Origin of the sequence: Paenibacillus cellulositrophicus (assembly GCF_009363095.1) — a bacterium.
Lineage (GTDB): Bacteria > Bacillota > Bacilli > Paenibacillales > Paenibacillaceae > Paenibacillus_AQ > Paenibacillus_AQ favisporus.
On record NZ_CP045295.1, the window covers coordinates 3,853,585 to 3,878,651 of the forward strand.

Here is a 25,067-nt window from a genome sequence, read left to right on the forward strand (position 1 = left end):
TCTCCGGATCAGAAATTGGAGAGGGGTTTTATAACTCATGTCATGGAAAAAAGTTCTGGGTAAAAGCACCATTCGTGTGGCTACTACTGCTCTATTACTTTCCCAATTGTTTGGCGCAGTAGGTTCTGTCTCAGCTGCAGGCAACGATGTCGAAGTACACTTGATTGGTATCAATGACCTGCACGGTCAGTTGGACACCACATCGATAGTTAGTGACAAAAAGGTCGGAACAGCTCCAATTCTAGCAACATATTTAAAAGAAGCTCAAGCCAAATATGCAAACTCCCTGCTCTTCCATAATGGAGACTCTGTTGGAGCATCCGCCCCCGTCTCATCTCTGGATCGTGATGAGCCTACGATGGAATGGATGAATATGATGGGCTTTGATGTAGGTTCTTTGGGCAATCATGAATTCGACCAAGGTATCGCTGCATTAAAAGCGCAAATTTTTGGTGGTGTGGATCCAAAAGAAGGCAAGGTAACCCATGCGGGCGCAAAATTTGATTATGTAAATGCAAACGTCATTGAAACTTCAACAGGCAAACCATTGATTAAGCCATATGTGGTTAAAGAAGCGGGCGGAGTCAAAATCGGATTTATCGGATTAGTGACGAAAGCGACACCTTCTAAAGTATCCCCAGCGGGTACAGCAGGCGTGCGTTTCTTAAGCGCAGAGGAAGAAGTTGTAGCCGTTAATAAATATGCAAAAGAATTACAAGATCAAGGTGTAGAAACGATCATCGTCCTGGCACATGATCCAGCAACAACCAAAGAAGGTGTAACCACTGGAGAAGCGGCTGATTTGGCCAAAGCTTTGCCTGCCGATTCCCCTGTAGATGTTATCGTTGCAGGTGACAATCATGCTTTAGCTAACGGTGAAGTGAATGGAAAATTAATCGTACAGGCTTATTCTTATGGTACGGCATTTGAAGATATTAAGCTGATGATTGACCCAACGACTGGGGACGTAACCGAAAAGTCAGCTGCAGTTACAACAACTTTTCAAGACGGTGTCAAAGAAGACCCTGAATCTTTAGCTATTATTAAAAAATCATTAGACAAGCATCCTGAGCTAACGAAGCCAGTAGGTACGACAGATGGTTCTGTCACTCGTACAGATGCTTATAATAACGAAGCGCCTCTTGGAAATCTCATTGCAGATGCAATGCGTCAAGCAGACTTTGGTGATAAAGCAGGCGCTGCTGACTTTGCATTTATGAATCCAGGTGGGATTCGTGCGGATCTGCCGCAAGGCGATGTGACCTTTGCTGATCTTGCTAAAGTACAACCTTTTGGCAATACTTTGGTGAAACTGGAGCTGACGGGTGCACAAATTCAAACCTTGTTGCAGCAGCAATGGGGTACAAACGCGGACGGTACACCGAACACCAAAACACTACAAATCTCTGGCTTGAAGTATACGGCAGATCTCAATAAGCCCGTTGCTGAACGTGTGACTAGTCTCACTCTTGAAGACGGTACACCGATTGATCCTGGAAAAACATATACGGTTGTAGTTAACAACTTTATGGCAGCAGGCGGAGATAACTATAAAGTGCTGGTGGATGCTAAATCATCCTTAGCCGGTCCGATCGATCTAGATGTATTCTATCAGTACATTGTAGATAAATTTAAAGGTGGCGCTATTCAGGCTAAAACCGAAGGACGCATTACCAACCTGGGTGCATCTACAGAACAACCGGAAACACCTGTAACCACAGATGTCATTTCTCGTGCTGAATTTGTGAGTGCTTTAGTAGACATGTTGAAGCTAAACGAAGTAGCTACAGCACCTGCATTCAAGGATGTTGCTGCTGACGCTGCCTATGCAGATGCCATCGCTGAAGCTGCTCATGCCGGATTCATTCAAGGCTACGGTGGTAACTTCAATCCGGATCGTGATATCACTCGTGAAGAAGCGGCTACCATTCTTGCTAAATTGTTGAACAATCCAGTTTCTGATAAAAACGCTGCTACGATTATTGCAGGTTTTGAAGATGGCAAAACCGTCTCTGCCTATGCGATTAAATCTATGGCCACTCTGATTGATAAAGGTATTCTAAGTGCAGCGGATAAAAAATTGCTTCAACCTAAACAAGGTCTTTCCAATAACGATGCAAAAGCGTTAATTCAAAAGGCTGTCGCAGCAAAAGCTTCATAATGTAGAACTTATTTAAGCCTTATATTAAAGCAGGAAAACACATCCCTTTTGGTGAATAAGCTTTCTTCTATTGATAAACCCCATTAGTCCTTCAATTCATGATAAGGTCTATCTAGAAGAATGCTGTATCCCAATTTAGGATGTGTTTTTTTCATTGGTAATCCCGAATACCCATTCTTTTAAGTGTGGAACATTTAATAATTTACTTTGTACGGCTTTCAAACTCTTCCAAAACCTTGGATTTGTCGCCATAAACCTTTTCCAGGTGATCCTCTCCCCAATAGCATAAAAGATCTAGCGCGGGCTTTAATCCCCAGCCGTAGGGAGTTAACTTATACTCCACTTTAGGTGGGATCTCTTGATAAATCTTGCGTGCGACGATCTCATCCTTTTCCAGTCCTCTTAGTTGAGTGGTCAGCATCTTCTGCGTAATGCCGGGGATTAGCCGGCGAAGTTCCGAGGTCCGTTTCGGTCCTGTCATCAAATGATAGATGATTAAAGGCTTCCATTTCCCTCCCATTACTTCTAATGCAGCCTCCACCCCAACTTTATACTTCTCTCGAATGCGATTTTCCTTTTGTTCAGTCATCTTGGATTCCTCCGCAAAAAGGATGTGTTTTCGCTAAGAACATAACTTCTAGGGCATCTATCCAGGGCACTTCCATGTTCCTAGGGTACCCGTATGATCCTATAGAACGTTAAAGTGCGTACTTCCAGGTTATTTTGGCACTGTTTATAATAGCATCAGCCGTTGATCATGGCTACAAGTTAGCTGTTGAGAAAGGAATGATGATACAAGCATGAGCGTATTATGCGTTGTTTCGCACCCGCGAAAAGATTCCCTGACCTTTAAGGTCGCCGATCGTTTCGTACAAGGTCTTGCCGAGTCCGGCCACGACTATGAGATATTGGATTTACACGGGATTGGCTTTGACCCGGTTTTACAAGGAGCGGATGAACCGGATTGGTCTGCAGCCAAACAGTCCTTTTCTCCTGAGGTGGAAAGGGAAATAAGGCGAATGAAGGAGCACGACGCTCTGGCGTTTATTTTTCCAGTTTGGTGGTGGCATTTGCCTGCCATGCTAAAAGGTTATATTGACCGTGTATGGAACAATGGGTTTGCGTACGGTTCGAACCATCTTCATCATCAGCATGTCTTGTGGATTGGTCTGGCGGGCGTTTCCAAAGAACAGATGGAAAAGAGAAATTACGATAAAATGATTACCCATCTGCTCAATGTGGGAATTGCAGATTATTGCGGTGTATCCAATTCCAATGTTGAATTTTTATACGAGACCTTGGACTCCAATTCCAAGCATTATGAGATACTGCTTAATCAAGCTTATCACTTAGGGTTGAAATATGCCAAGGACCGAGGATCCGCAGTATAGAGGTTGGCATTCATGCCCGGACCCGTAGTGGATTTTTCATCGATAGACTCGTGACGCCTTTATTGGACCTGCTCCAGATTGATTTGTTATATACATCTGGCTGTGCCGGGTGATAAACGAACTTAAAACGGATAATTTATAATAAATATAGCAAGTCAGCCATCAATAGACTCGTTCGGAATAATTGAATTCCTACGGGTCTTTTTTGTTTTGCATTTAGAGACAACCATTAACGTTCCATTAAAGTTGATCCGACCTTCTCTTAATCCATTTCGCAGCCCGTAGTTGGGCTTCATAGAAAGCGTGACCTTATCTGTAGTCTGTTAATATTCAGTAATTATTCAGTAGGAATGAGTATAATCATCGCAAGTCGACTTTATTCTCCAAAGTTAGACAGAACTAAATGGGCTGGTCACATGTTGATGCACTACACCTGAGGAGATTTCGTGATGATAGATCACTGCGAAACTCAGATAACAGGAAGAGAAGAGTGCACAACTACATATACCAACAAGCCTATCAGTATCTGTAGGGGAGGGGAAAGGAGGGAACTCTGCAAGATTTAGATGATGCAAAGGGCTGTTGGATCGAGCCAATAGAAGCTGTCTATTCGGTTGAGCGATATTGAACCGATGATCCTACAGTCGCCAAAAAATTCAGTAGTTTCGGGAATGGAGGACAAAAGTGTCTTGAAACGAAAACGCAGCATAGGTAAAGCAATACTCTCTTTCTGCTTGGCAATTATGCTTGTCTTGCAGACGGTGGCGTTCTCTGCTGCCGCATTTGCGGAGAGTGCGCCAGACAATTCGGGGGCGGAAGTAGTTAGTGAATCTGGCTCACCGAGCACGGGCGAACCGTCGGCGGGATCAGATGTGGAGATCGTGCCAAACGATTCCGAAACGGAAGTAGTCAGTGAACCTGGCTTACCGGACGCGACTGAACCGCCGGTAACTGAGGCGGTGTATGGTGCACCGGAGGGCGTCATGCCGTTAGCGGCAGGGCCGACGGATAAGACAGGTTTATTCATGGGCAAAAACGCTCCCTTTCCGCTGACGGTTACCCAAGGGGGGCCTTCGATAAAGCCTGTAAACGCCCCGGATTACGACGAGAATGTCGACAAAATCAACGGCAGACAGACATTCACCCTTACATCGGAGAGTCTCCGTGTGCCGATGCGGAGCGATAGTGACTCGAATCTAAGCGATCCAGAAACTTACATCCAGAAAGGCGACTTCATTGAGTTGAAGCAAGCGGATTATTTTCAGGGCGTAACCTTGACGAAAGCCACAAGAGAATTGAATGTTACCCTGTTTGGGAAAGACTACAAGCTGGGCACCGCCTATTTCAATCTGGATAGCATCAAGGTAGTGTTTGACGGCGAGGATAGCTTGTTCCTCCAGGGGACCGATGTTTCCTTCCGCTTTGACACCACGGCGAAGGCTGATGTGGAGGGCATGGACTACGGCACGACCAAGCCCATCACCATTTTCGGAAGCGCCTATACGCTGGAAAACCCGAAAGTTACAGCAAAATACAGCATTAACTTGCGCTCCAACAGTAACACAGACAGCTTTGACAATACGCAGCAACGAGACAAGGTCGAGATATCCAACGCCGATTTTCAAGCGGGCAAAATTAAATGGCAAGCGGTTGTCACCGCCACTGACATGGACGATGTCAACATCAAGCTGCCGCTGGACGGAACGATATTTTCTAATGACCTGACTAATGTCGGCAATTATGTGACAGGTTCCTTCGAGGTAAAGGATGCCGCCAACAATGTGGTGGTAGGAGCAGAGCCGACCTACAGCGGGGGCGCGCTGACCTACACCTTTCCTGACAATATCGGCGATACGGCAACCATCGTCTTTGAAACATGGATTCCTAAGGAAAAATACTACAAGCAGTATCGTTATAATGATACTAGCTGGGACTTAACCAATACACAGCAAGTAAGTAATGGTAAGGGAACAAGTGTAGTAAAATTGCTGGAATCGGACAATACGGAGCTGACAACAAGTAATCCGTGGACAGTTGCGCTCAAGCCTGTTTGGATTCAGAAGGACGGCGTGCAGAACTACAAGGACAACACGATCACATGGACCATTACAGTTAACTATAATGGCAAATACAACAGGACGCCGCTGCAAGACTTGGTAGTATCAGATGTCATCCCTGCCGGGCTCACCTTCAAATCGGCAACATATCAGAAGTTTGAAGCAAACGTATGGTCGGATATACATACGATTACGGCGAAGCCTGCAGATGATGTCTATTCCTTCGGAAATGTGAACGGCCCGGTGAGGCTGGTCATTGTCACTGACATTACCGGCACGCAAACCAGCTTTACTAACAAGGCTACCGCCAAGTGGAATCTGGATCAGACAGACGGCAACGGGCAAAACAACGACATCGGAGTAACGGATCAGGCAACGGTCACCAAAGCGTCCAACAGCCTGAGCAAGACGGCCAACGGCGGTGATCTGACATCAGGTACGTTAGGATGGAAGGTGAGCTTCAAACCGCTGGACGCGATGCCGGACGGCAACATCTATGACCTACTCGTGTACGGAGATGGAAGCGACATTGACTGGAGTAACGTAACGGTCAGCCCGTCCATCGATCCGGCACTCTTGACGGCAATACGAACCAAAAATGCGGCAAATCCAAGATACTGGCAGCGGTATAAGCCGGATTCTTTTGACTCCGCCGATGGGTTAACCGGAAAAGTCTACACCATTTCCCAAAATGGCAAGGCAGTCGCCGACATTCTGTCCGTCACCGGTTTTACAACCGGAGAGAAGGTGTATACGTATACCTTTAACACCTTCTTGACGAACTGGAAGCATTTTGCACACAATTTCGGGAATAATTTTTACAATCAAGTATCTCTGTTCGACGGTGGAACTTATGCAATGGGCGCAGGTTCGAACAATAACGCTTTCAACAGCGGTATGCTGGCTAAGGGGATGCTCTTTGCATCAAAACCGGTGAACCCGGCAACCGGCGTGGAAGATAATGTTGCGCCAAATCAGGTCAACAGTTACATCTACTCCGGAAATGAGAAGGACTATTGGACAAGAGCGGCCTATGACCGGGCGACCAACACGGTAACTTTCCGGTTGGCTGTCAACGCCAACGGAATCAATACCGAGGAAATGGCAAAGCACGGCGGCACGCATGTCGCACAAAATATTCAGGTCATCGACAACCTCCCCGAGGGCTGGGAGTTTAAGCCTTATTCCGAGGGGAAAGCATTTGAGATTTACAATGGAGTAAGGGCCGATTACGGCTTAAGTGTCAACGCGGCTACGCTTATTGCCGACCCTGGCAATCTGGTAAGCTTTTCAGCCACTGGCAACGTGGGGACGTTTAGCTTTACGAAGCTGGAACAGCCATACGTGATCCTGGTAAAGGCGGGTCCAACGGCGGCAACCCTCAAGCAATATGCCGAAGTCGGCCAGACAGAAACGACGGTATATAACAAGGCGGAGCTGTCCATCAAATGGGGGGACGAGGATACAGTAGTCAACGTCGAGCGGGATAACAAGCCCATCCAACGTAAAGTCATCGTTCCTTCGTCAAAATCCGTAAGCAAAACGGTAAGAAAGGCAGCCCCTGGCGTGCTGGAATGGACCGTGGAATATGCTACACCATTTACAGTGAAGGATACCGCCTACTTGCAGGATACGTTAGGCAAGGGGCTCAAACTGCGCAATGATGAATTTGACCGGCTCTCTCTCCGGGCTCCCGATATGGCGGTATATCCCGCCAAGCTAACGGCTAGCGGAGCTTTGGCCAAAGACGGTGATGCTCTTGATCTGTACGCTCCTGACAGCGAGGTCAAGGTGACGGCGAACAAGGAGGCAGACGGGACGACGACACTGACCTTCAAGATGGCGAACCCGAACAAGCTGTATCTGTTCATCTACCAGACTGAAATCGACGGCACTGTACTCGGTGTCGGCGATAAGGCTGGCAACCATGTGCAGATGATGGGCGACGATGCCGCCAAGGATGTCAGCAGTCATGCGGAATACACGGTAGAGAGTGCAGACATTAGTGGCGGTGCCGGATGGCAGCCTATTCTGAAGCTGAAAAAGGTCGATCCGGACGGCAAGCCGCTCCAGGGCGTAGAGTTTACGCTGTACAACAAGGATGGTTCGGTAGCTCTTGACAAGAAGGGGAACCCGATCAAGGGAGTTACTGACAGCAAAGGCGAGCTGATTTTTAACGTCGAGGTAGGGCTTTACGATCTGAAGGAAACCTGGATCGACGAGACGACCTATCTGCCAACTGAGCGAGTTTATAACGTGCGTGTGTCTAGTACGCCATTTAACCCGATCTGGGTGGATGGCAATCTGGTCGATAGCACTAATCCGCTGATCGTGCCTACGCCGGCCCAGGGCAAGCTGACCATCACCAATAAGGTGGAAGGCAACGGAAGCGACCCTAACAAAGAGTTCGAGTACACCGTAACCTTCAACGGTGAGGGTAAGGGCGGAGAGTACTTCTATAAAAAGTCAGATAATACGACTGGCATGATCAAAAGCGGTGGCAAGATTACCCTTAAGCACGGGCAAACTATGACGCTGCCGGCATTGCCTGCAGGTCTGGTTTATACCGTTACCGAGGGTGATTATACAACCGTTGACGGTTACACGACTAAGCCGGAGTCGAGAGAATGGTCCGACACGATTGTGAATAAAGGCGATCACAAAGCCGACTTCATCAATGAACGGATCGTCAACAAGCTGACTATCAGCAATACGGTCATGGGCAACGGCGGCGACAAGACGAAGGCGTTCGAGTACACCGTTAGCTTTGAGGGTGCAGGCAAGGACGGAAGCTACTCTTACAAGAAGTCGGATGGCGGCACAGGTACGATCAAGTCCGGCGAATCCTTCACACTCAAGGATGGAGAGTCGCTGGAAATGGTGGGTCTGCCTAAAGATCTAAAATACACAGTTACTCAGAAGGACTACACAACCGATGATTACGTGACTACTCCTGAGGAACAAAACTATACCGGAGTCATGCAAGGTACTGATAAAGAAGCCCCGTTCACAAACGTGCGAGTCATAAAGGGCGACCTGCTCATCAGCAACACGGTTAAAGGCAAAGACGACGACAAGAAAAAATTGTTCAAGTACACGATCACCTTCACAGGAGAGGGATCGGACGAATCGTACGCCTATGAGAAGCCGGATGGCACCAAGGTCATGATTAAGAGTGGAGACACCTTCGAGCTTACGGATGGTCAGACGCTCGTTGTGCAAGGACTCCCGACGGGCCTTCAGTATACGGTGACCCAGGACGATTATTCGGAAGACGGCTATGTGACGGATCCTGAAGGTTTCGTTCGCACAGGAACCATTCCGGAAAAAACAGCGGCCAAAGCATACTTTGTAAATACCCGCCCATATCTGGAAGGCGTGCTGCGTGACAACAACACAGGCGAAGTCATTCCGAACGCGGAAATCATCGTGACGAACAAGAAGACCGATGAACAGCAAAAGATTCGGACGAATGAGAAGGGTGAATATTCGATTCCGGCCGCAGCCGATACCGAATATACGATCACTTATACGAAGCTGTATCATGTAGGCGGGAAGGATGTCCCTGTCGAGTTCACGCAAAAAGCAAATGTAGACGGCAGTGTGAGAGACGAGACCGTTCCGGCCGACATTACGGCAGTAGGGATCGTGCTGTTCAAGCAGCTGGATGGAACAAAAGAGCTATTCAACGATTCTTTTACCAGCCAGATGCATATCTATTTGAAGGACAAGGACGGCAATTATATTCAAGAGAACGGTCGTCCCAAGGCGTTTCCGATGGCTTCAAACGGCACTTTCTCCGTGGAAGGGCTAACCGAGCAGAAGTACACCATGGAAGTTCGCTATGAAGCTGAGAACGGTCAGGAATTGCTCTTCAAGGTGACGCAGCTGGACGTGAAAGCAAACGGAGAGCTGAATATTTCCGAGGAATTGGTCGATCCTTACGGTACGGTTTATGATGAAACGACAGGAGACGCTATCACCGGTAAGAAAATTGATGGAGCCAAAGTTACTCTGTATTATGCGGATACGCAACGGAATAGAGATAACGGGCACACACCGGATACGAAAGTAACGCTTCCTCCGGTTCCGAACTTCCCGCCGCACAACAACAAGAGCTCCGAGCAAGATAGCGACGCAAATGGCTTCTATGCATACATGGTGTTTCCTGACGCGGATTACTATCTGATCGTAACGAAGGACGGATATGAGACGCATCGGAGCGATACGATTTCTGTCGATTATGACATTATCAAATACGACGTGCCAATGAAGCCGATCCGTTCCGGTGGCGGCTCCGACAACGGTAACAGTGGGGGCGGCAACGGCAACGGGGGAACCGATAACGGCAACAACGGAACCGGTAACGGCAACGGTGGAACCAACAACGGCAACGGTGGAACCAACAACGGTAACAATGGAACCGACAACGGTAACAATGGAACCGACAACGGTAACAATGGAACCGACAACGGTAACAGTGGAACCGATAACGGCAACAGTGGAACCGGTAACGGTAACAGTGGAACCGATAACGGCAACAGTGGAACCGACAACGGTAACGGCGGAACCAACAACGGCAACAGTGGAACCGACAACGGTAACGGCGGAGCCGATAACGGTAGCAACGGAACCGGTAACGGCAACAGTGGAACCGACAACAGTAACAACGGAACCGGTAACGGCAACAGTGGAACCGATAACGGTAACAGTGGAACCGGCAATGGCAACAGCGGAACCGGCAACGTCGGCAACGAACTGGACGATGCTCCGAAAACCGGAGACAACAGCGTATCGCCTATCCTTTATATGGCTTTAGCGCTGATGTCCTTGATGACGATCGGGCTCTGCCTAATCGGTAACAAGAAGAAAAAGCACATTCAGTGACCGGAAAGGCGGTAAGAAAATGAGCAAAACTAAAAAGATTCTTATCGCCGTTTCCCTCCTTGTGTTCGTATTTTCTCTCTTCAGTATTGCGAAGACTCTCCTTCGAGATTACGCTGAACAGCAAAAAATCAAAGAGCTGACAAAAGTTAGGGAGGAAGGGTCCGGCAAAGGCGGAGGGGATGCAATCCCCTCCCTTTTGTCCAATAAGGCAGGTAAGCCGGTCATGCTTCCCGAATTTCGAGAGCTTTACGAGAGGAATCCGGATATCGTCGGCTGGCTGAAGATTGACGGCACCCGAATTGAGTACCCGGTCATGCAGAATCCACAGGATGCGGAGTACTATCTCAATCATGATTTCGATAAGAAGGAAAACAAAGGCGGCCTCCCCTTTTTGGATGCGCATAGCCGGGCCAATGGTTCGGGCATTTTGCTGATTCATGGACATCACATGAAAAGCGGCTGGATGTTTAAAGATTTAATGAAGTACAAGAACGAAAACTTTTATAAAGAGCACGCTACGTTCGAGTTCAGCACACTTTTTGAAAAGGAAAAGTACGAAATTGTAGCCGTCATTCTGTCACAAGTTTATCGCAAATCGGACGCCGTTTTTAAATACTACCAGATTGAAAATGTAAGTACGCCCGCCGAGTTCGATTCGTATGTACAGAACATCAAGAAACTCGCTCTTTATGATACGGGCGTAACTGCCCGGTATGGCGACAAGCTTGTTGTACTGTCCACTTGCGAATACTCAACCGAAAACGGCCGGCTAGCGGTGGTTGCCCGAAAGATTGAATGACGATGTAGTAATACGGAGTCAAGCTGTTTGATATCGCGTTCTCCCTTTGGAGGACGCGATTTTTTACCATTCGGGGCTGATGGTACCAGCCCCTCTTTCATTACCTCTTCTCCAACTCCGCCTTTAGTCTTGCATTCTCTTCCAACAGCTTTTGAACGTCCGGGACATCTTTGCCGGAAACCCAGCCATGTAAATCGTCTCTTGCGGCATACAACGGCAATTGATCACGAAATACCATTTTAATGTGCCGTACATCTTCCACATAATAGATCGGGACTTGTTCCATGACCGTTTGCTTAAACTCTTGAAACTCCTGATAGTATTCAATCGCTGTAAAGTCGTATGGCTGTTGTCTTAATGCTTCATCTGTAACAACAAAAGCAAATCTAGGTTTGCCCGCTTCTCCGGCATACTCATACTCCCAATGCGTATAGCTTTTGGATTCATCAGGAAGCGTCAAACCATAGAATCCTCCGAGAATCAGGATATATACATCGGACTCATCGATCCATCTCTTCCTAATGTTCATTGGGCTTTCCTTGAAAAATTGCTCGATTCCAGCAGGGATATGACCGGCTTGAAGTATGGCTTCCACAGCGGTATGTCTTTCCTCAATTAGATCATAGTAAGTAGACGATATGTAAATTTGTAGTTTTTTTCTCATAAGCCCACCTAAATTAAAGAATTCTTAAAAATATAGAATGAAATAAAGAAATGAATGAAATAGGCCGCATTGGGCCGTTATAACAGGAGGTTCAGGGCAGACTTTATTTCAATCTATTTAGAATCTAACATTCGCTCGCTTTATATGTCAAAATTAGCCAGAGTATATGGCTTACATTTAAGGGCTTTTGTATTCACTGCGCACTTTTTGTGGGGCTTTGGGGTTTCGTTCGGTTTCCCGTGAGCGCATCCCAAATGACGCCGGCTTTTTATATAAATATTTTTCTTGTAATGTAGAAATTGAAGCAGCCCATACGACATTATAGTGCAACCCAATTCCAATACGGTTTTACAGGGAGGAGTTTTTGTATGAGTTACACCCTAATGTTTTACGAGAGCCAGGAGGATTTTGCGGCTAGAATGGATCCGGCCCGGCAACAAGAATACCTGGCAGGCTGGACGCATTACGTGCATGCTTTACGACAGTCTGGAATCGTGGTGTTTGGTTCGGGGCTTCATGCTCCTGAGACAGCTGCAACGATGAAACGGCGCGGCGGTGAAATGGCGGTTCAGGACGGACCGTTTCCCGAGACGAAAGAGCAGCTCGGCGGAATATTTGTGATTGATGTTCCGGATCTGGACACTGCATTAGAGTGGGCTGCTCGAGGGCCTGTCGATACGGTGGAGGTCAGACAAAACCTTCCCGCGCTGAAGTAATCATTTCTATGGAAGCTCATCAAGTTATTGAACAAACAGCTCGTAACGCTTACGGCCGATTACTCTCTTATTTAGCTGTAAATTGGCATGATCTGCAGGCAGTTGAGGATGCGATCGGAGACGCTTTTCTCGCTGCGTTAGAAACTTGGCCGAAGATCGGCATTCCGGATAAGCCTGAGGCATGGCTGGTTACCGCTGCCCGTAGGCGGCTTATCGACCGTGCACGTCGTACCCGCGTTTCCGAAAGTGCGCTGCCGACACTCATTGCCATGTCAGAGGATACTCAACGGCTCGCATCATCAAACACTGGTTTTCCGGACGAACGACTGCGGATGATGTTTCTTTGTACTCATCCGGCCATTGACCCTGCGATGCGTACACCGCTGATGCTGCAGACGGTGCTTGGAATCGATGCAGCCCGAATTGCATCTGCATTCATCGTAAAGCCCTCCACCATGAGCCAGCGTCTTACGCGGGTAAAGGCCAAAATTCGTACCGAACGCATCACATTTGAATTGCCCGATGCTGAAGAAATCCCGAATCGTCTCGATTCCGTCCTGGAGGCTATTTACGCTGCTTACGGGAGCGGGTGGGACGAAGCAGCCAGTGCCGATTCGCCTCACAGGAGATTGGCAGAGGAATCGATCTATCTAGGAAGGCTGCTTCTCCAGTTCAACCCCCGCGAGCCGGAGGTTAATGGCCTGCTGGCGCTCATGCTGTACTGTGAAGCACGAGCTGGGGCTCGGCATGATGAAGAGGGGAACTATATTCCCCTCTCGCAGCAGGACTGTGCTCGATGGGAGCAAGGCATGATTTTGGAGGCGGAGCGTTATCTGCATGTCGCCTCACAAGCCGGTGAAATCGGACGCTTTCAACTCATGGCCGCGATCCAATCCGTGCATGCACAGCGTTTATGGACTGGGCAAACAGAGTGGGAGGCGATTGCTCAATTATACGAGGGCCTCATTCGTATATCTCCTACCCTAGGCGCATTAGTCGGCCGAGCCGCTGCAGTGGCGGAGGCTTATGGATCGGAACGCGGCATTGCGTTTCTAGAAGCGATTCCATCTGCAGAAGTGGTAAGCTATCAGCCCTATTGGGCACTTGCCGGCCATTTATACAAACGGATGCAGCGGAAGGAAGATGCCCACTTGGCTTATAGCCGTGCCATTGGGCTAAGCACAGATATATCGATTCGGCAATTTCTAAATCGCCAAGATGCTGAGATATAAAGCACACATCGGGATAAAATATACTACCCGAGGAAGAAAGGGGCTGGCGTGCCAGCCCCTTTCTCACTTTTCCGCCGATAAACCCGTTAAGCTGAACCCGTACCATAAGTAACGGTAAATGTTTTCTAGAATGCTTGATTTACATAGAATTTGTTAGCCTTTGGACAACTTGTCCCTCTTCCGTATCAGTGGAAGGACTTGAAGGAGGGAGATGTGCTTAATTTAAGGTGCACTTCTAGTGTATTTCGAAGCTGGTCGCTGGATATCCTAGGCATGGGTTCCCAATAGACCATAAAAGGAATGAGCTTTGTGAAAACAGATCAATCACAATTAACGGCAGCGGAGATGGGAAAACTTTGGGCAACGTATGTTGGAAATACAATGGGGAAATGCGTGCTTAGTTATTATCTCCAGCATGTGAACGATAAAGAAATTAAAGGAATTTTACAATTTGCCCAAGGGTTATGTGAAGATTATATACAGGATATCAAAGCCATTTTTAAACAAGCGGCCTTTCCCATACCGGTTGGGTTTACGAAGGACGACGTAAATCTGGAAGCACCCCGGCTGTACGAAGATGACTTTTATCTTCATTATTTGCAGTATCTAGGCAAAGCCGGAATGAGTATTTATAGTGTGGCTATACCTTTAGTAACGAGGAAAGATATCCGTGATTTTTTTGTCAAGACGCTTCATGATACGAGCCAATTAATGGTTCGGGTCAATGATGTTTTGCTTTCCAAAAATGCATCAATAAATCCACCCGTCATTCCTCCTCCCGAAGGAGTTGATTTTATTACCAAACAGAGTTTTTTAAATGTATTTTTTGGAAACGGGAGACCGCTGCAAGGCTTGGAAATCGCCCATTTATACGGAAACCTGAACAACGACATCACAAGTAAAGCCATTATTACTGGCTTTGTCCAGGTGGCAAAGAGTGAAAAAGTCAGACAATATTTAGAACGCGGAAAGAATCTTAACCAAAAACATATTGATCTGATGTCGAATAAATTGTCCAAAGACGGTTTGCCATCTCCTTCGCTCATTGATCATTTGGTCAGACCATCAACGGAGTCCCCTTTCTCAGACAAACTGATGGTTTATCATAAAATCGATATGTTTGCCATGAAGATCAGGGAATACGCCAATGGTGCCTCACTTAGTGCAAGAAAAGATGTAGCCGCCTTATTTGCAAAATGCCAGTTGGAAGTATCGTTATACGTAGAAGATGGTGCCAATATTATGATTGACCATGGCTGGTTGGAGCAACCTCCAGAAGCTATAGACCGAGATGAGTTACAAGCGGGACATTAAAAGCTTGATCTGGAAGCTGCTTCGGGCACAATAGTTGAATCGAGTGAGATATAGGTGATCTGTACCCTAAGTACGGCGAAAATGACCGCTAATGGAGTACTCACTGATAGATAACCTCTTTTAAAATCTCTTCCGTTGTGCGAATCCGCCCCATCCTCGGGAAAATGACGTCCCGTACATGCTCATGCTCGGCCTTCGTGAACCCGGTCATGGCGTCAATCGCGAAAATGATATCATATCCGCGCTGAAAAGCCTCTCTGGCGGTTGTATCCACACCGATCCCTGAGGCTATGCCGCAGATGACGATCGTATCAATGTTTCGGCGGCGCAGTTGAAGATCAAGGTCTGTTCCATGGAAGGCCCCCCATTGCTTTTTAGAGATGATATGATCCGTTTCAGTTACGCCGAGTTCGGGAACAAATTCGTCCCAGCCTTCGACCAGATTTAGTTTGGGAGGTGCGGCATCCAGCTTAGGGCTAAGCATATCTTTGAAGTCTTTACTGGATACATGAACAAGTGCCACAAAAGCCCCATGGCTACGGAAAAGCTGGGTCAGCTTGGCTGCATTGGCAATGACCATTTCGGCGGCATAGGGGGCATACTGCTGACCTATCCATTTTTGGAGATCGATGACGACCAGAGCTGTTCTGTTCCAATCGATTAACGGTTCTCTTTGCCCGCTATGCGTATGATTGTCATGAAGTTGATTCATAGGAAATCCTCCGCTAATCTTGTAATGTAATGATGACGGAATCAGTATATATTAGGCCGTGGTGATTAACGAGAGAGCGGATTATCCTAGGAGTGATTCTCCTAGAATACATAGATTTTATGAAGATATGTGAAGGATTTTGACGCAAAGTGCTGAATATTTAAACGGGATGTTTGTTTCTACCAGTCTATGTAAACAATATTAGAAGACTAACAAATCGTCAGTCACCTTGTGAAATATAGATTTCTGGAAATTAAGGGAAAACGGGGGATGGAAATGTCGTATATCGTTGATTTTCAAAATGTATCTACGGTTGGTTTGGAATCTTCACCTGTCGCTGAAGCACTTGCTGGTTTACGCGCAAATGAAGCTCGTTACTTTATGAACAAATACAAGCATGAATTTACGGTTGTGCCCGCCAGCGAAAGCCAGGAGACCCTGGATTATGTGAACCGGATTTTGAAAGAAGAACGGGATATTGAATTTGCGGCCAAACCTTTGGAAACATCGCGTTTTCAAGTGGAAAATATCCAAATTGCCTACGTTTTTTATGAGGACGGTCTCGCACTCAATGTCATGTATACCGTGGATGACCCGAAGAAACGGGCCGTCGGTTTCAAGCTTTCGGAAGGGATGGAGGTACCCCAAGAGCTGGAAGGGAAGTTTAAGTTTGCGAGGCAGAAGTCCAAGCTGGCCGGAACGATTCGGGGCTCGTTTTTTGTCATTAAAGGGGAATATTAAGCTCGGCATATGACGCGAAGCAATCAAACCAAAACATAAACGGGACAGGCGGGGCAGACCATGCTCTCCTGTCCTTTGATTTTTTAAGAACGCCAGCCACACATCTCTGCTCTCGCAATCCTACTCCTCGACAGCAATGCCGGCAGCTCTCAAATGGCCATAGGTCACGATGTTACTGAACTGGGAAGATACCTCAGCCGCGGACAGGGGCCGGTCGTTTTTGATCCACCAAATCAAGATCCCCATGAAAGCCGATACGAGGTATTCAAGCAGCAATTCTTTAGATACCGCTAACGGCGAATCTCCCTGCGCAGGATTCCACCCCTCATCCAGTTTGCCTTTGATGATCGCCTCCATTTTTGCTCGAAACGGATAGATTCTGCTCTCCTCCACCAACATGGCATAGTACAAAGTAATACTCCCCGAAATGTGTTCCAGAACGGCTTGCATGACGGTCTCCAGTCTGGACAGACGGAAAGGGTTCATATGGAATGGGCAAAGCACGACGGTCTGCTGCAATTCGCTCAACAGCTCGTCCATACATGTATCTAATAAATCCGGCTTGTTCTGGTAGTGAAGATAAAACGTGTTTCGATTGATCATCGCCCGGTCGGCAATATCCTGGATCGTGATCGCTTCGTATCCCTTTTCCTGAATCAGCTCATAAAATGCCTTTCGGATCGATTGTTTCGTGCGCACAATTCTTAGATCGGTCTTCTTTTTGTTCATATGGATTTCGCTCTCCTACAAGAAATTTAAGGCGTTAAGCGACAAATCCGTGCGAAATGCCTCTTATCCTGCAAAACTCAAAATATTGAATATTGAGGGTGCTATGGTTCCTTATTATAATGAGCACAAGATAAATAAACAACATCGTGTTCATTATTTATCTGATGACGATAACTGTTGCGAGATAAGGACCGGTCCATCAAGCGCAAACGTTAATTTTAACTTTCGATATCAAAGGGAGGATATTTCGATGACATTCAACGATCATAATGATCTTGTTCTTAAGGCAACCGCTGTGCTCGAAAGCTTGGAGAGCGGCAGCCCCGAAGCGATTACGGCTTACGTTCATCCGGATAAATATATTCAGCACAATCAAGCCTTACCTGATGGCCGTGATGCCATGCTAGGTGCGCTAGCTCATTTAAAGGAAAATGGTACGAAGGTCAGCATTAAACGTGCTTTGGTCGACGGTGATTTTGTGATCCTCCATTCCGTATATGAATTCTTCGGCCCTAAGATCGGCATTGATATTTTCCGTTTTGAAAATGGACTCATCGTCGAGCATTGGGACAATTTGCAGGAGATGGTGGAGAAGACGCCAAGCGGCCATACGATGATTGACGGACCGGTCACGGTTCGGGATATCGACAAGACGGATGCGAACAAAGGGCTTGTCCAAAGCTATGTGGAGAACGTTTTGTTTGGGGAAAATCCGGAGCTGCTGAACTCCTATTTTGACGGGGATCGCTACATTCAGCATAGTCCGCATATTGGGGATGGCCTTTCGGGACTGCATGCGGCACTCCAGGCGCTATCGAAGAGAAATATTGAATTTCAATATACACAGCTCCATCAGGTCATTGGCCAAGGCGATTTTGTGCTTTCGGTAAGTGAAGGTTTGTTTGATGGCCAGCCTACCGCTTTTTACGATTTGTTCCGTGTGGAGAACGGAAAGATCGCCGAGCATTGGGACGTGGTCGAAGCCATCCTGCCGGCAGAAAAGCGGAAAAATTCAAACAGCCGGTTTTAAGGCTTGAGGAGAGTTAATAGAAAGGCATCGCCGAATCATTGCGGCGGTGTCTTTTCGTGCTGCGCTTATTTCCGGAAAAATGACCCCTCGCAGCATTCAGCCAAATAAAAAAGCCCTCACGGAAGAACAATACGATGTATAGATTTACACTTGACACCATCGTGTCGGTGATATAGCATTAATCCTAATAATTAAACTACGTTGAAAAGGAATAGTACGGTTTTCTAAGCGAACAGAGAGCTGTTGGCCGGTGTGAAACAGCCGTGGAGAAAATTGGAACTCACCTTGGAGTTGCTCGCTGAAACAGGTAAAGTAGGTGGAGCCGGAGCCTGACCGTTATCATCAGGAGGATCCAGGTTTGTCTGTTTATGCAAACCGTATCCGTAGAGTGCATGCCTGCGTTGGCATGAATTCGGAGTGGTACCGCGTAAGATGTTAAAGTCTTTCGTCTCTGTAGTGGAGATGAAAGGCTTTTTTTGCGCCTCCGATCTTTGGCAGATTAGCATAGGAATCGACGAAAGGAAGGGTATCCATGAAAAATGTAAACAAATACGACAGAGGATATTTTATGCCGCCGGAGACCAGCCTGAACTGGACCCGGAAGGAATATATTACGGAGGCGCCGATTTGGTGCAGCGTTGACCTTCGTGACGGCAATCAGGCGTTGATCGTTCCGATGAATCTGGAGGAGAAGCTGGAATACTTCAAGCTGCTTGTGGATATCGGATTTAAGGAGATCGAGGTCGGATTTCCTGCAGCTTCGGAGACGGAATTTGCCTTTTTGCGTACATTGATCGAGCAGAATTTGATCCCGGACGACGTGACGATCCAGGTGCTGACCCAGTCGAGAGAGCACATCATCCGCAAAACGTTCGAATCGCTGAAGGGCGCGAAAAAAGCCGTCGTTCATCTGTACAACTCCACCTCCGTGGCGCAGCGGGAGCAGGTATTCCGCAAATCCAAGGAAGAGATTATCGATATCGCTGTGAGCGGCGCCAAGCTGCTGAAGGAATGCGCGCAGGAGACGGAAGGGAACTTCCAGTTCCAATATTCGCCGGAGAGTTTCACCGGCACGGAGATCGAGTTTGCGCTGAACATCTGCAATAGCGTGCTTGACGTATGGCAGCCGACAGCAGAGAATCCGGTCATCATCAATCTTCCGGCAACGGTATCCATGTCGATGCCTCACGTCTACGCCAGCCAGATCGAGTATATGAGCGAGCATCTGAACTTCCGGGAACATGTCATTCTGTCGGTTCATCCGCATAATGACAGAGGCACGGGCGTGGCGGACGCCGAGCTCGGCATGCTGGCCGGAGCTCAGCGCGTCGAAGGCACATTGTTCGGAAACGGGGAACGTACGGGGAACGTGGACATTGTGACGCTGGCGCTCAACATGTACTCCCACGGGGTCGATCCGAAGCTGAATTTTGAGAACATTCCGGCAATTGCCTCCGTGTACGAACGGCTGACCAAAATGAGAGTGGGCGAAAGACATCCTTACGGAGGCGAGCTGGTATTCACCGCGTTCTCCGGTTCGCATCAGGATGCCATTGCCAAAGGAATGAAATGGCGCGAGGAAAAGGATCCGCAGCATTGGTCGGTCCCTTATCTGCTGATTGATCCGATGGACATCGGCAGGGAATACGAAGGCGACATTATCCGCATCAACAGCCAGTCCGGCAAAGGCGGAATCGGATACGTGCTGCAGCTGAAGTACGGACTTGACCTCCCGGCGAAAATGCGCGAAAACTTCGGATACTTCGTTAAAAACGTATCGGATCAGCAGCAGAAAGAACTGATGCCTGAGGAGATCTACGCTATTTTCTTGAAGGAATACGTGAATATCCAAACGCCTGTTGAGTTTGTGAAGTACCGCATGACGGACAACGAAGATTTCCAAACGATCGTCACGATTCGTACCGGCAACGAAGTCAAGGAAATCGCCGGCAACGGAAACGGCAGACTCGATGCGATCAGCAATGCGCTGCAAACTGAGCTTGGGCTGGATTATTCCGATCTGGTCTATACGGAACATGCTCTGGAAATAGGCTCGAAATCCCAAGCGGTGTCTTACATCGGGATCACGGCCTCCAACGGCAGTGTATATTGGGGATGCGGCATTGACGTTGATATTATGACTTCGTCGGTAAAAGCGCTCTTTAGTGCCGTGAATCAGTTTAGCCGCAATACCAACTGATCGGTTCCGGCTAAGTACGAAATTCGATCATTTCGTCCCCACCTAAAGAGGATGAGAGTACTCTCACACATAAGAAAAGGAGCTGCCGCGGGCAGCTCCTTTTTTGTTTATTCGCCCATAGTCACCTTAGAGAGGGGTTCGGGCTTACAGAAAGTAGAAGGCCCCTTCACCATTTGGGTGATGGGCCTGATCTTTACTGATCGATGTAGTCATCTGTTTCACGAATAGCATCAACAAACGCGGTCAAGGCGGCGGGGCTTTACAAGACGAAGACTTTATTTTTTCCGACAGCCTAGCAATCGACTCCTTGTCCTGATCGGTTAATTGGTCAAGAAAATGCTTGCGTATTGTCATGGAGACGATGGGACGGGCATCTTTCAACGCTGATTGTCCAGCGGGAGTGATGATGACTTGAACGCCGCGATCCGTGTCCAGCGGTTTCCTCTTCACGAGTCCGCGATTCTCCATCCGCGTTAGATGATGCGACAATCGGCTCTTATCCCAGTCCATCGAGTCGGCTAATTCCTGCTGGCGAAGGCTGCCGTCCCCAAACAGATCTAACCGGTCCAAAACACCATAATCACCTTCCGATAGTCCGGTCTGTTCGGACATTTCTTTGATGACGCGGCCGAAGATGGTATGGAAAGAGCCCTTCCACATATGCCATATTCGCATTTCTTCTTCATTCAGCTCGTTCTTATCCATAGAAACATCATATCATGGTTGACGCATCAACCACAACATGTTACAGTAGATACCAGGTTGACGCATCAACCAAGTGAATCGCACATGATGGGTTGAGGTGCAACCAAGTTTTTTACCCATTAGGTTGACGTATCAACCCAAGGATCCATTCTGGATACGAAGTTGGTGCTTCAGCCTGGAGCATTTACAAATACCATACTTCAATGCACGAAAGGAGATTTTTTAGATGCAGGATAAACCCGTCGCCCTGGTTACCGGGGCCAACAAAGGAATCGGCCTTCAAATTGCCAAAGATCTCGCGGCACACGGCTTCACCGTACTCGTCGGGTCGCGCAGCCTTAAGAATGGGGAAGAGGCGGCAAAAAGTGTAGGACCGGACGCACGCGCCCTCCAGCTCGACGTCACGAATCAGGCCTCCGTCGACGCCGCGGCAGAGCGTATCCGCCGAGAGCTCGGCCGACTCGACGTGCTCGTGAACAATGCCGGCATCTCGCATGCGGGCAATCCGGACCGGCCGCTAGAGGAGATCGCGGAATCGTGCCTGCCCAGCGTCGCATCTCTTGACGAGGTACGCGCGGTGTTCGAGACGAACGTGTTTGGCGTTATCGCGGTCACCCAAGCGATGCTGCCGCTCCTGCGTAAGGCGCCGGCGGCACGCATCGTCAACGTATCCAGCGAAGCGGGGTCGTTGACGCTCAACGCCGACCCGGCCAATCCGCATCGCCCGATGTTCGGTGCCGTGTACAGCCCGTCGAAGACCGCCCTCAACGCCGTGACGCTTGCTTTCGCCATCGAACTCGAGTCGACGGGCATCAAGGTCAACGCAGCATGCCCGGGCTTTACCGGGACGGACCTCAACAACTTTGCGGGCACGCGCACCGTCGAACAGGGCGCACGCGAACCCGTGCGCCTGGCGCTCCTCGACGAGAACGGTCCGACAGGCACGTTTTCGAACGAGGACGGCCCACTCCCGTGGTAATGCAGCTTCTAATGGTTGATCCAAACCAAAACCCAATCTCTCTCAACGAAAGGAACTTTACTTATGGATATCAACGTTAATGCCCCTACTCCAGTCATCTCGGTAAAACCGGTAGTGCTATCAGCCCCGGACCGGGGTGACGATCTGCAAGTGCGGGTGTCTGCGCCCACAACGGGACACGACCTGCCTATTATTGTTTTCTCGCACGGTTATAGCTCGTCGATGGACGGCTACGCCCCGTTAGTCGACTTCTGGACCGCTCACGGCTTCGTGGTCATTCAACCTACCCACCTCGACTCGAAAACGCTGAATCTTCCTCCTGAGGATCCCCGTACACCGCTGATATGGCGCGTTCGGGTCGATGATCTGAAACGAGTCCTCGACCAGCTTGATCTCATTGAAGCTTCCGTACCCGGCCTCAGCGGGCGCCTCGATCGCAGCCGCATTGCCGTAGCCGGACACTCCTGGGGAGGCCAGACAGCGAGCATGCTGCTCGGCGCGCGGGTCCTTGATGCCGACGGCCAGCCGGGAGAGGACATGTCCGACTCGCGGATCAAGGCAGGCGTGCTGCTTGCCACGACGGGCAAGGGCGGAGCTGACTTGAGTCCGTTTGCGGCCGAGCACTTCCCTTTCATGAATCCGGGCTTCGCGGACATGAACACGCCGGCCCTCGTGGTAGCCGGAGACGAGGACCAGTCCATGCTGTCCACCCGGGGGCCGGACTGGTTCACTGACCCGTACTTCCTGAGCCCGGGCAGCAAGAGTCTGCTCACCCTTTTTGGGGGACAACACTCGCTCGGTGGAATCACTGGATACAACGCCACGGAAACGACGGACGAAAGCCCTGAACGAGTCGCCCTGCTTCAGCGAATCACGTGGGCTTACCTTCGCAGCGCGCTTGGCGTCGAAGATTCCAGCTGGGCGGCAGCCTGCGCGGCTCTGGAAGAAGGGGCCAGCCCGCTGGGCCGTATCGAGTCGAAGTAAGGGCCTGATGGGCTTGCCCGCCTGACAGTCATATGAAGCCAGGTCCACCTGGCCGCGAGCATCCATTTGAATGTAGGAGCCTGGGCAACATACCAGGACGGCAGTTAAACATGCAACACCACAAAGGCCATCCCTAAAAAGGATGGCCTTTAAACTTGCCGTTATGGGCGGGGTTGTGAAGCTTGCCACAAACCAAAAGTTTGGGGGAGCACCAACAATGTCCGGTCATCGTACGAAGTAGGGACAAGATCCGGGAACCTGCCGGATTAGTGCAAAATGGCGTCATTTTCGGTGGGATACCCAAACACATCAACATGACGCCTGCCTTATCCCGCAAACATCCACTCCGTTAATCGCAAGTTTTATGTTTGAGGAAAGAACTGATATGATAAAAGAAAGTATTGCTGATGCAGACATAGGTTGTGAGATTGCGATACACTGTAAACAGGAGGGATTTAAATGATATCTAACCGGAGCGCCCAGATTGGTCCGCCGCGTTTCGCCACTGCCGTTCATGCCCTGATCTTGCTTGCCAAATGCGAAGGAACGCTCAACAGCGCGGCCATTGCCTGCGATGTCCAAACACATGCCACATTCCTCCGCAGAGTATTGGCGCAGCTCACGCATAACGGAATGGTTGAAGCGAGAGAGGGACGAAATGGGGGTTACTATCTGAAGCGCCGTCCGGATGAAATTACGCTGGCGGATATCTATTTGGCTGTAAAATCGGATTGCTGCGAACCAGAGGTTAAAGAGGACTGCACTTCGGGCCGACAAAAGCTTGAAGCAATTATGGGAGAAGTGCAGAATCAGACGGTTGAACTGCTCAAGCAGCATACGTTAGCCGATTTGATGCAAGAATAAATACTGGATTGCAATGTGAGCCGAAACGTTATATACTGTGTTCATGTAAGTTGCAGTTGGTGGTCCGACTGCATTTTATTTTAAGATATACTGTGCCTGTACTGAGCACAGTAATTACGAGGAGGAGAGAAGCATGTCCGTTTCACAATTGTCCCAAACGGTGGAGCAGCAGCCATTTTTCAACGTTATTCAGGAACGGCGGTCCGTCCGCAGCTATGATCCCGAAGTAAAAATTTCGCGGGAAGAAATGAACGAAATCCTGCAGCAAGCTGTGCTGGCTCCTTCAGGCGCTAATCTGCAGCCGTGGCGTTTTCTCATCATCGACTCGCAGGAGCTGAAGCAAAAACTGTTTCCGATCGCCTTTGATCAGCAGCAGGTGATTGAGGCTTCGGCTGTCATTGCGGTACTCGGAGATTTGGAAGGCTATAAATTGGCCGAGAAGATTTACGGAATGGCGGTCGATGCGGGGTACATGCCGGCAGAGACGGCTAAATCGTTTGTGGAACGTTACCAAGGGTTGTTCGCTAGCATGCCTCCGGAGACTGTTCTCCAAAAAGTAGCTATTGACAGTGGATTGGTATCTATGCAGCTTATGCTTGTCGCCCGTGCCAAAGGATATGATACGGTTCCGATGGGCGGCTTTGACCAGGCCAAATTTGTAGAGGCGTTCGATATTCCGGAGAGATACGCTCCTATTATGCTTATCGCCATCGGCAAGGCGGCAAAGCCTGGACACCCTACGCTAAGATTACCGATTGAGGATGTCGCTTTCTACAACGAAATGCCTAAGGCATAATATCATCATTCAAGCATGAAAAAAACACCCGAGGATATGAACTGTATCTCAGCGGTTTGGACGATACCGTTCCATCAGCATATTAAAGACAGAAACCACTCCGGAT

Annotated in this window: 20 protein-coding genes and 1 other annotated feature; of the genes, 14 read left to right on the forward strand and 6 right to left on the reverse strand. The window is 48.7% G+C overall.

Features of this window, described 5'->3' with window-relative positions; all coding sequences use genetic code 11:
* Window positions 1–37 precede the first annotated feature (37 nt).
* Window positions 38–2,161, forward strand: a complete 2,124-nt coding sequence (locus GCU45_RS17255) for a bifunctional metallophosphatase/5'-nucleotidase (RefSeq protein ID WP_152399744.1) — start codon at window positions 38–40, stop codon at window positions 2,159–2,161.
* Between the two features lie 202 nt (window positions 2,162–2,363).
* Here the strand turns inward: GCU45_RS17255 and GCU45_RS17260 are convergent, their stop codons facing one another.
* Window positions 2,364–2,750: a winged helix-turn-helix transcriptional regulator gene (locus tag GCU45_RS17260; protein ID WP_105445391.1), complete on the reverse strand. Its 387-nt coding sequence runs from the start codon at window positions 2,748–2,750 to the stop codon at window positions 2,364–2,366.
* Between the two features lie 211 nt (window positions 2,751–2,961).
* Between GCU45_RS17260 and GCU45_RS17265 the strand changes: the two genes are divergently transcribed.
* Window positions 2,962–3,552 carry an NAD(P)H oxidoreductase gene (locus tag GCU45_RS17265; protein WP_152399745.1) on the forward strand — a complete coding sequence of 197 codons (591 nt, stop codon included), beginning with the start codon at window positions 2,962–2,964 and terminating at the stop codon, window positions 3,550–3,552.
* Between the two features lie 562 nt (window positions 3,553–4,114).
* Here the strand turns inward: GCU45_RS17265 and GCU45_RS34225 are convergent.
* Window positions 4,115–4,579: a hypothetical protein gene (locus GCU45_RS34225; protein WP_244364114.1), complete on the reverse strand. Its 465-nt coding sequence runs from the start codon at window positions 4,577–4,579 to the stop codon at window positions 4,115–4,117.
* Here GCU45_RS34225 and GCU45_RS17270 point away from each other — a divergent pair.
* Window positions 4,578–10,496 carry a DUF7601 domain-containing protein gene (locus GCU45_RS17270; protein WP_244364116.1) on the forward strand — a complete coding sequence of 1,973 codons (5,919 nt, stop codon included), beginning with the start codon at window positions 4,578–4,580 and terminating at the stop codon, window positions 10,494–10,496. The genes GCU45_RS34225 and GCU45_RS17270 overlap by 2 nt on opposite strands.
* A gap of 19 nt (window positions 10,497–10,515) precedes the next feature.
* Entirely contained in the window at window positions 10,516–11,295 is a 780-nt protein-coding gene (srtB, locus tag GCU45_RS17275; RefSeq protein ID WP_152399747.1) for a class B sortase, read from the forward strand.
* Window positions 11,296–11,395: 100 nt separating this feature from the next.
* Here the strand turns inward: srtB and GCU45_RS17280 are convergent, their stop codons facing one another.
* Window positions 11,396–11,959 (reverse strand): DUF4062 domain-containing protein, encoded by a 564-nt coding sequence (locus tag GCU45_RS17280; protein WP_152399748.1) that lies wholly within the window; start codon window positions 11,957–11,959, stop codon window positions 11,396–11,398.
* A gap of 368 nt (window positions 11,960–12,327) precedes the next feature.
* On the opposite strand from GCU45_RS17280, the gene GCU45_RS17285 reads away from it, so the two are divergent.
* The 3 genes from GCU45_RS17285 (at window position 12,328) to GCU45_RS17295 (ending at window position 15,221) form a co-directional block, all read left to right on the forward strand.
* Complete coding sequence (locus GCU45_RS17285) at window positions 12,328–12,675, forward strand: YciI family protein (RefSeq protein WP_105445395.1); 348 nt, start codon at window positions 12,328–12,330, stop codon at window positions 12,673–12,675.
* 8 nt (window positions 12,676–12,683) lie between these two features.
* Window positions 12,684–13,907, forward strand: a complete 1,224-nt coding sequence (locus GCU45_RS17290) for an RNA polymerase sigma factor (protein ID WP_152399749.1) — start codon at window positions 12,684–12,686, stop codon at window positions 13,905–13,907.
* Window positions 13,908–14,207: 300 nt separating this feature from the next.
* Window positions 14,208–15,221: a DUF3231 family protein gene (locus GCU45_RS17295; protein ID WP_152399750.1), complete on the forward strand. Its 1,014-nt coding sequence runs from the start codon at window positions 14,208–14,210 to the stop codon at window positions 15,219–15,221.
* Window positions 15,222–15,321: 100 nt separating this feature from the next.
* On the opposite strand, the gene GCU45_RS17300 is transcribed toward GCU45_RS17295, so the two are convergent.
* Window positions 15,322–15,933, reverse strand: coding sequence for an isochorismatase family protein (locus GCU45_RS17300; protein ID WP_152399751.1), 612 nt, complete (start codon window positions 15,931–15,933; stop codon window positions 15,322–15,324).
* Between the two features lie 276 nt (window positions 15,934–16,209).
* Between GCU45_RS17300 and GCU45_RS17305 the strand changes: the two genes are divergently transcribed.
* Window positions 16,210–16,674 carry a DUF8821 family protein gene (locus tag GCU45_RS17305; RefSeq protein WP_105445572.1) on the forward strand — a complete coding sequence of 155 codons (465 nt, stop codon included), beginning with the start codon at window positions 16,210–16,212 and terminating at the stop codon, window positions 16,672–16,674.
* Between the two features lie 120 nt (window positions 16,675–16,794).
* On the opposite strand, the gene GCU45_RS17310 is transcribed toward GCU45_RS17305, so the two are convergent.
* Window positions 16,795–17,403, reverse strand: a complete 609-nt coding sequence (locus GCU45_RS17310) for a TetR/AcrR family transcriptional regulator (protein ID WP_152399752.1) — start codon at window positions 17,401–17,403, stop codon at window positions 16,795–16,797.
* 250 nt (window positions 17,404–17,653) lie between these two features.
* Between GCU45_RS17310 and GCU45_RS17315 the strand changes: the two genes are divergently transcribed.
* Complete coding sequence (locus GCU45_RS17315; RefSeq protein WP_152399753.1) at window positions 17,654–18,433, forward strand: nuclear transport factor 2 family protein; 780 nt, start codon at window positions 17,654–17,656, stop codon at window positions 18,431–18,433.
* 192 nt (window positions 18,434–18,625) lie between these two features.
* Window positions 18,626–18,889: a binding site (T-box leader), on the forward strand.
* A 76-nt stretch (window positions 18,890–18,965) separates the two neighbouring features.
* Complete coding sequence (gene leuA, locus GCU45_RS17320) at window positions 18,966–20,633, forward strand: 2-isopropylmalate synthase (RefSeq protein ID WP_152399754.1); 1,668 nt, start codon at window positions 18,966–18,968, stop codon at window positions 20,631–20,633.
* Window positions 20,634–20,876: 243 nt separating this feature from the next.
* Here leuA and GCU45_RS17325 read toward each other — a convergent pair whose 3' ends face one another.
* Window positions 20,877–21,338 (reverse strand): MarR family winged helix-turn-helix transcriptional regulator, encoded by a 462-nt coding sequence (locus GCU45_RS17325; protein WP_152399755.1) that lies wholly within the window; start codon window positions 21,336–21,338, stop codon window positions 20,877–20,879.
* A gap of 226 nt (window positions 21,339–21,564) precedes the next feature.
* Here GCU45_RS17325 and GCU45_RS17330 point away from each other — a divergent pair, with 226 nt between their 5' ends.
* The 4 genes from GCU45_RS17330 (at window position 21,565) to GCU45_RS17345 (ending at window position 24,961) form a co-directional block, all read left to right on the forward strand.
* Window positions 21,565–22,317: an SDR family oxidoreductase gene (locus GCU45_RS17330; RefSeq protein ID WP_152399756.1), complete on the forward strand. Its 753-nt coding sequence runs from the start codon at window positions 21,565–21,567 to the stop codon at window positions 22,315–22,317.
* A 63-nt stretch (window positions 22,318–22,380) separates the two neighbouring features.
* Window positions 22,381–23,301 carry an alpha/beta hydrolase family protein gene (locus GCU45_RS17335; RefSeq protein WP_152399757.1) on the forward strand — a complete coding sequence of 307 codons (921 nt, stop codon included), beginning with the start codon at window positions 22,381–22,383 and terminating at the stop codon, window positions 23,299–23,301.
* 459 nt (window positions 23,302–23,760) lie between these two features.
* On the forward strand, window positions 23,761–24,165 hold the full coding sequence (locus GCU45_RS17340) for an RrF2 family transcriptional regulator (protein WP_145162361.1): 405 nt from the start codon (window positions 23,761–23,763) through the stop codon (window positions 24,163–24,165).
* A gap of 133 nt (window positions 24,166–24,298) precedes the next feature.
* On the forward strand, window positions 24,299–24,961 hold the full coding sequence (locus GCU45_RS17345) for a nitroreductase family protein (protein ID WP_152399758.1): 663 nt from the start codon (window positions 24,299–24,301) through the stop codon (window positions 24,959–24,961).
* Window positions 24,962–25,067: the final 106 nt, after the last annotated feature.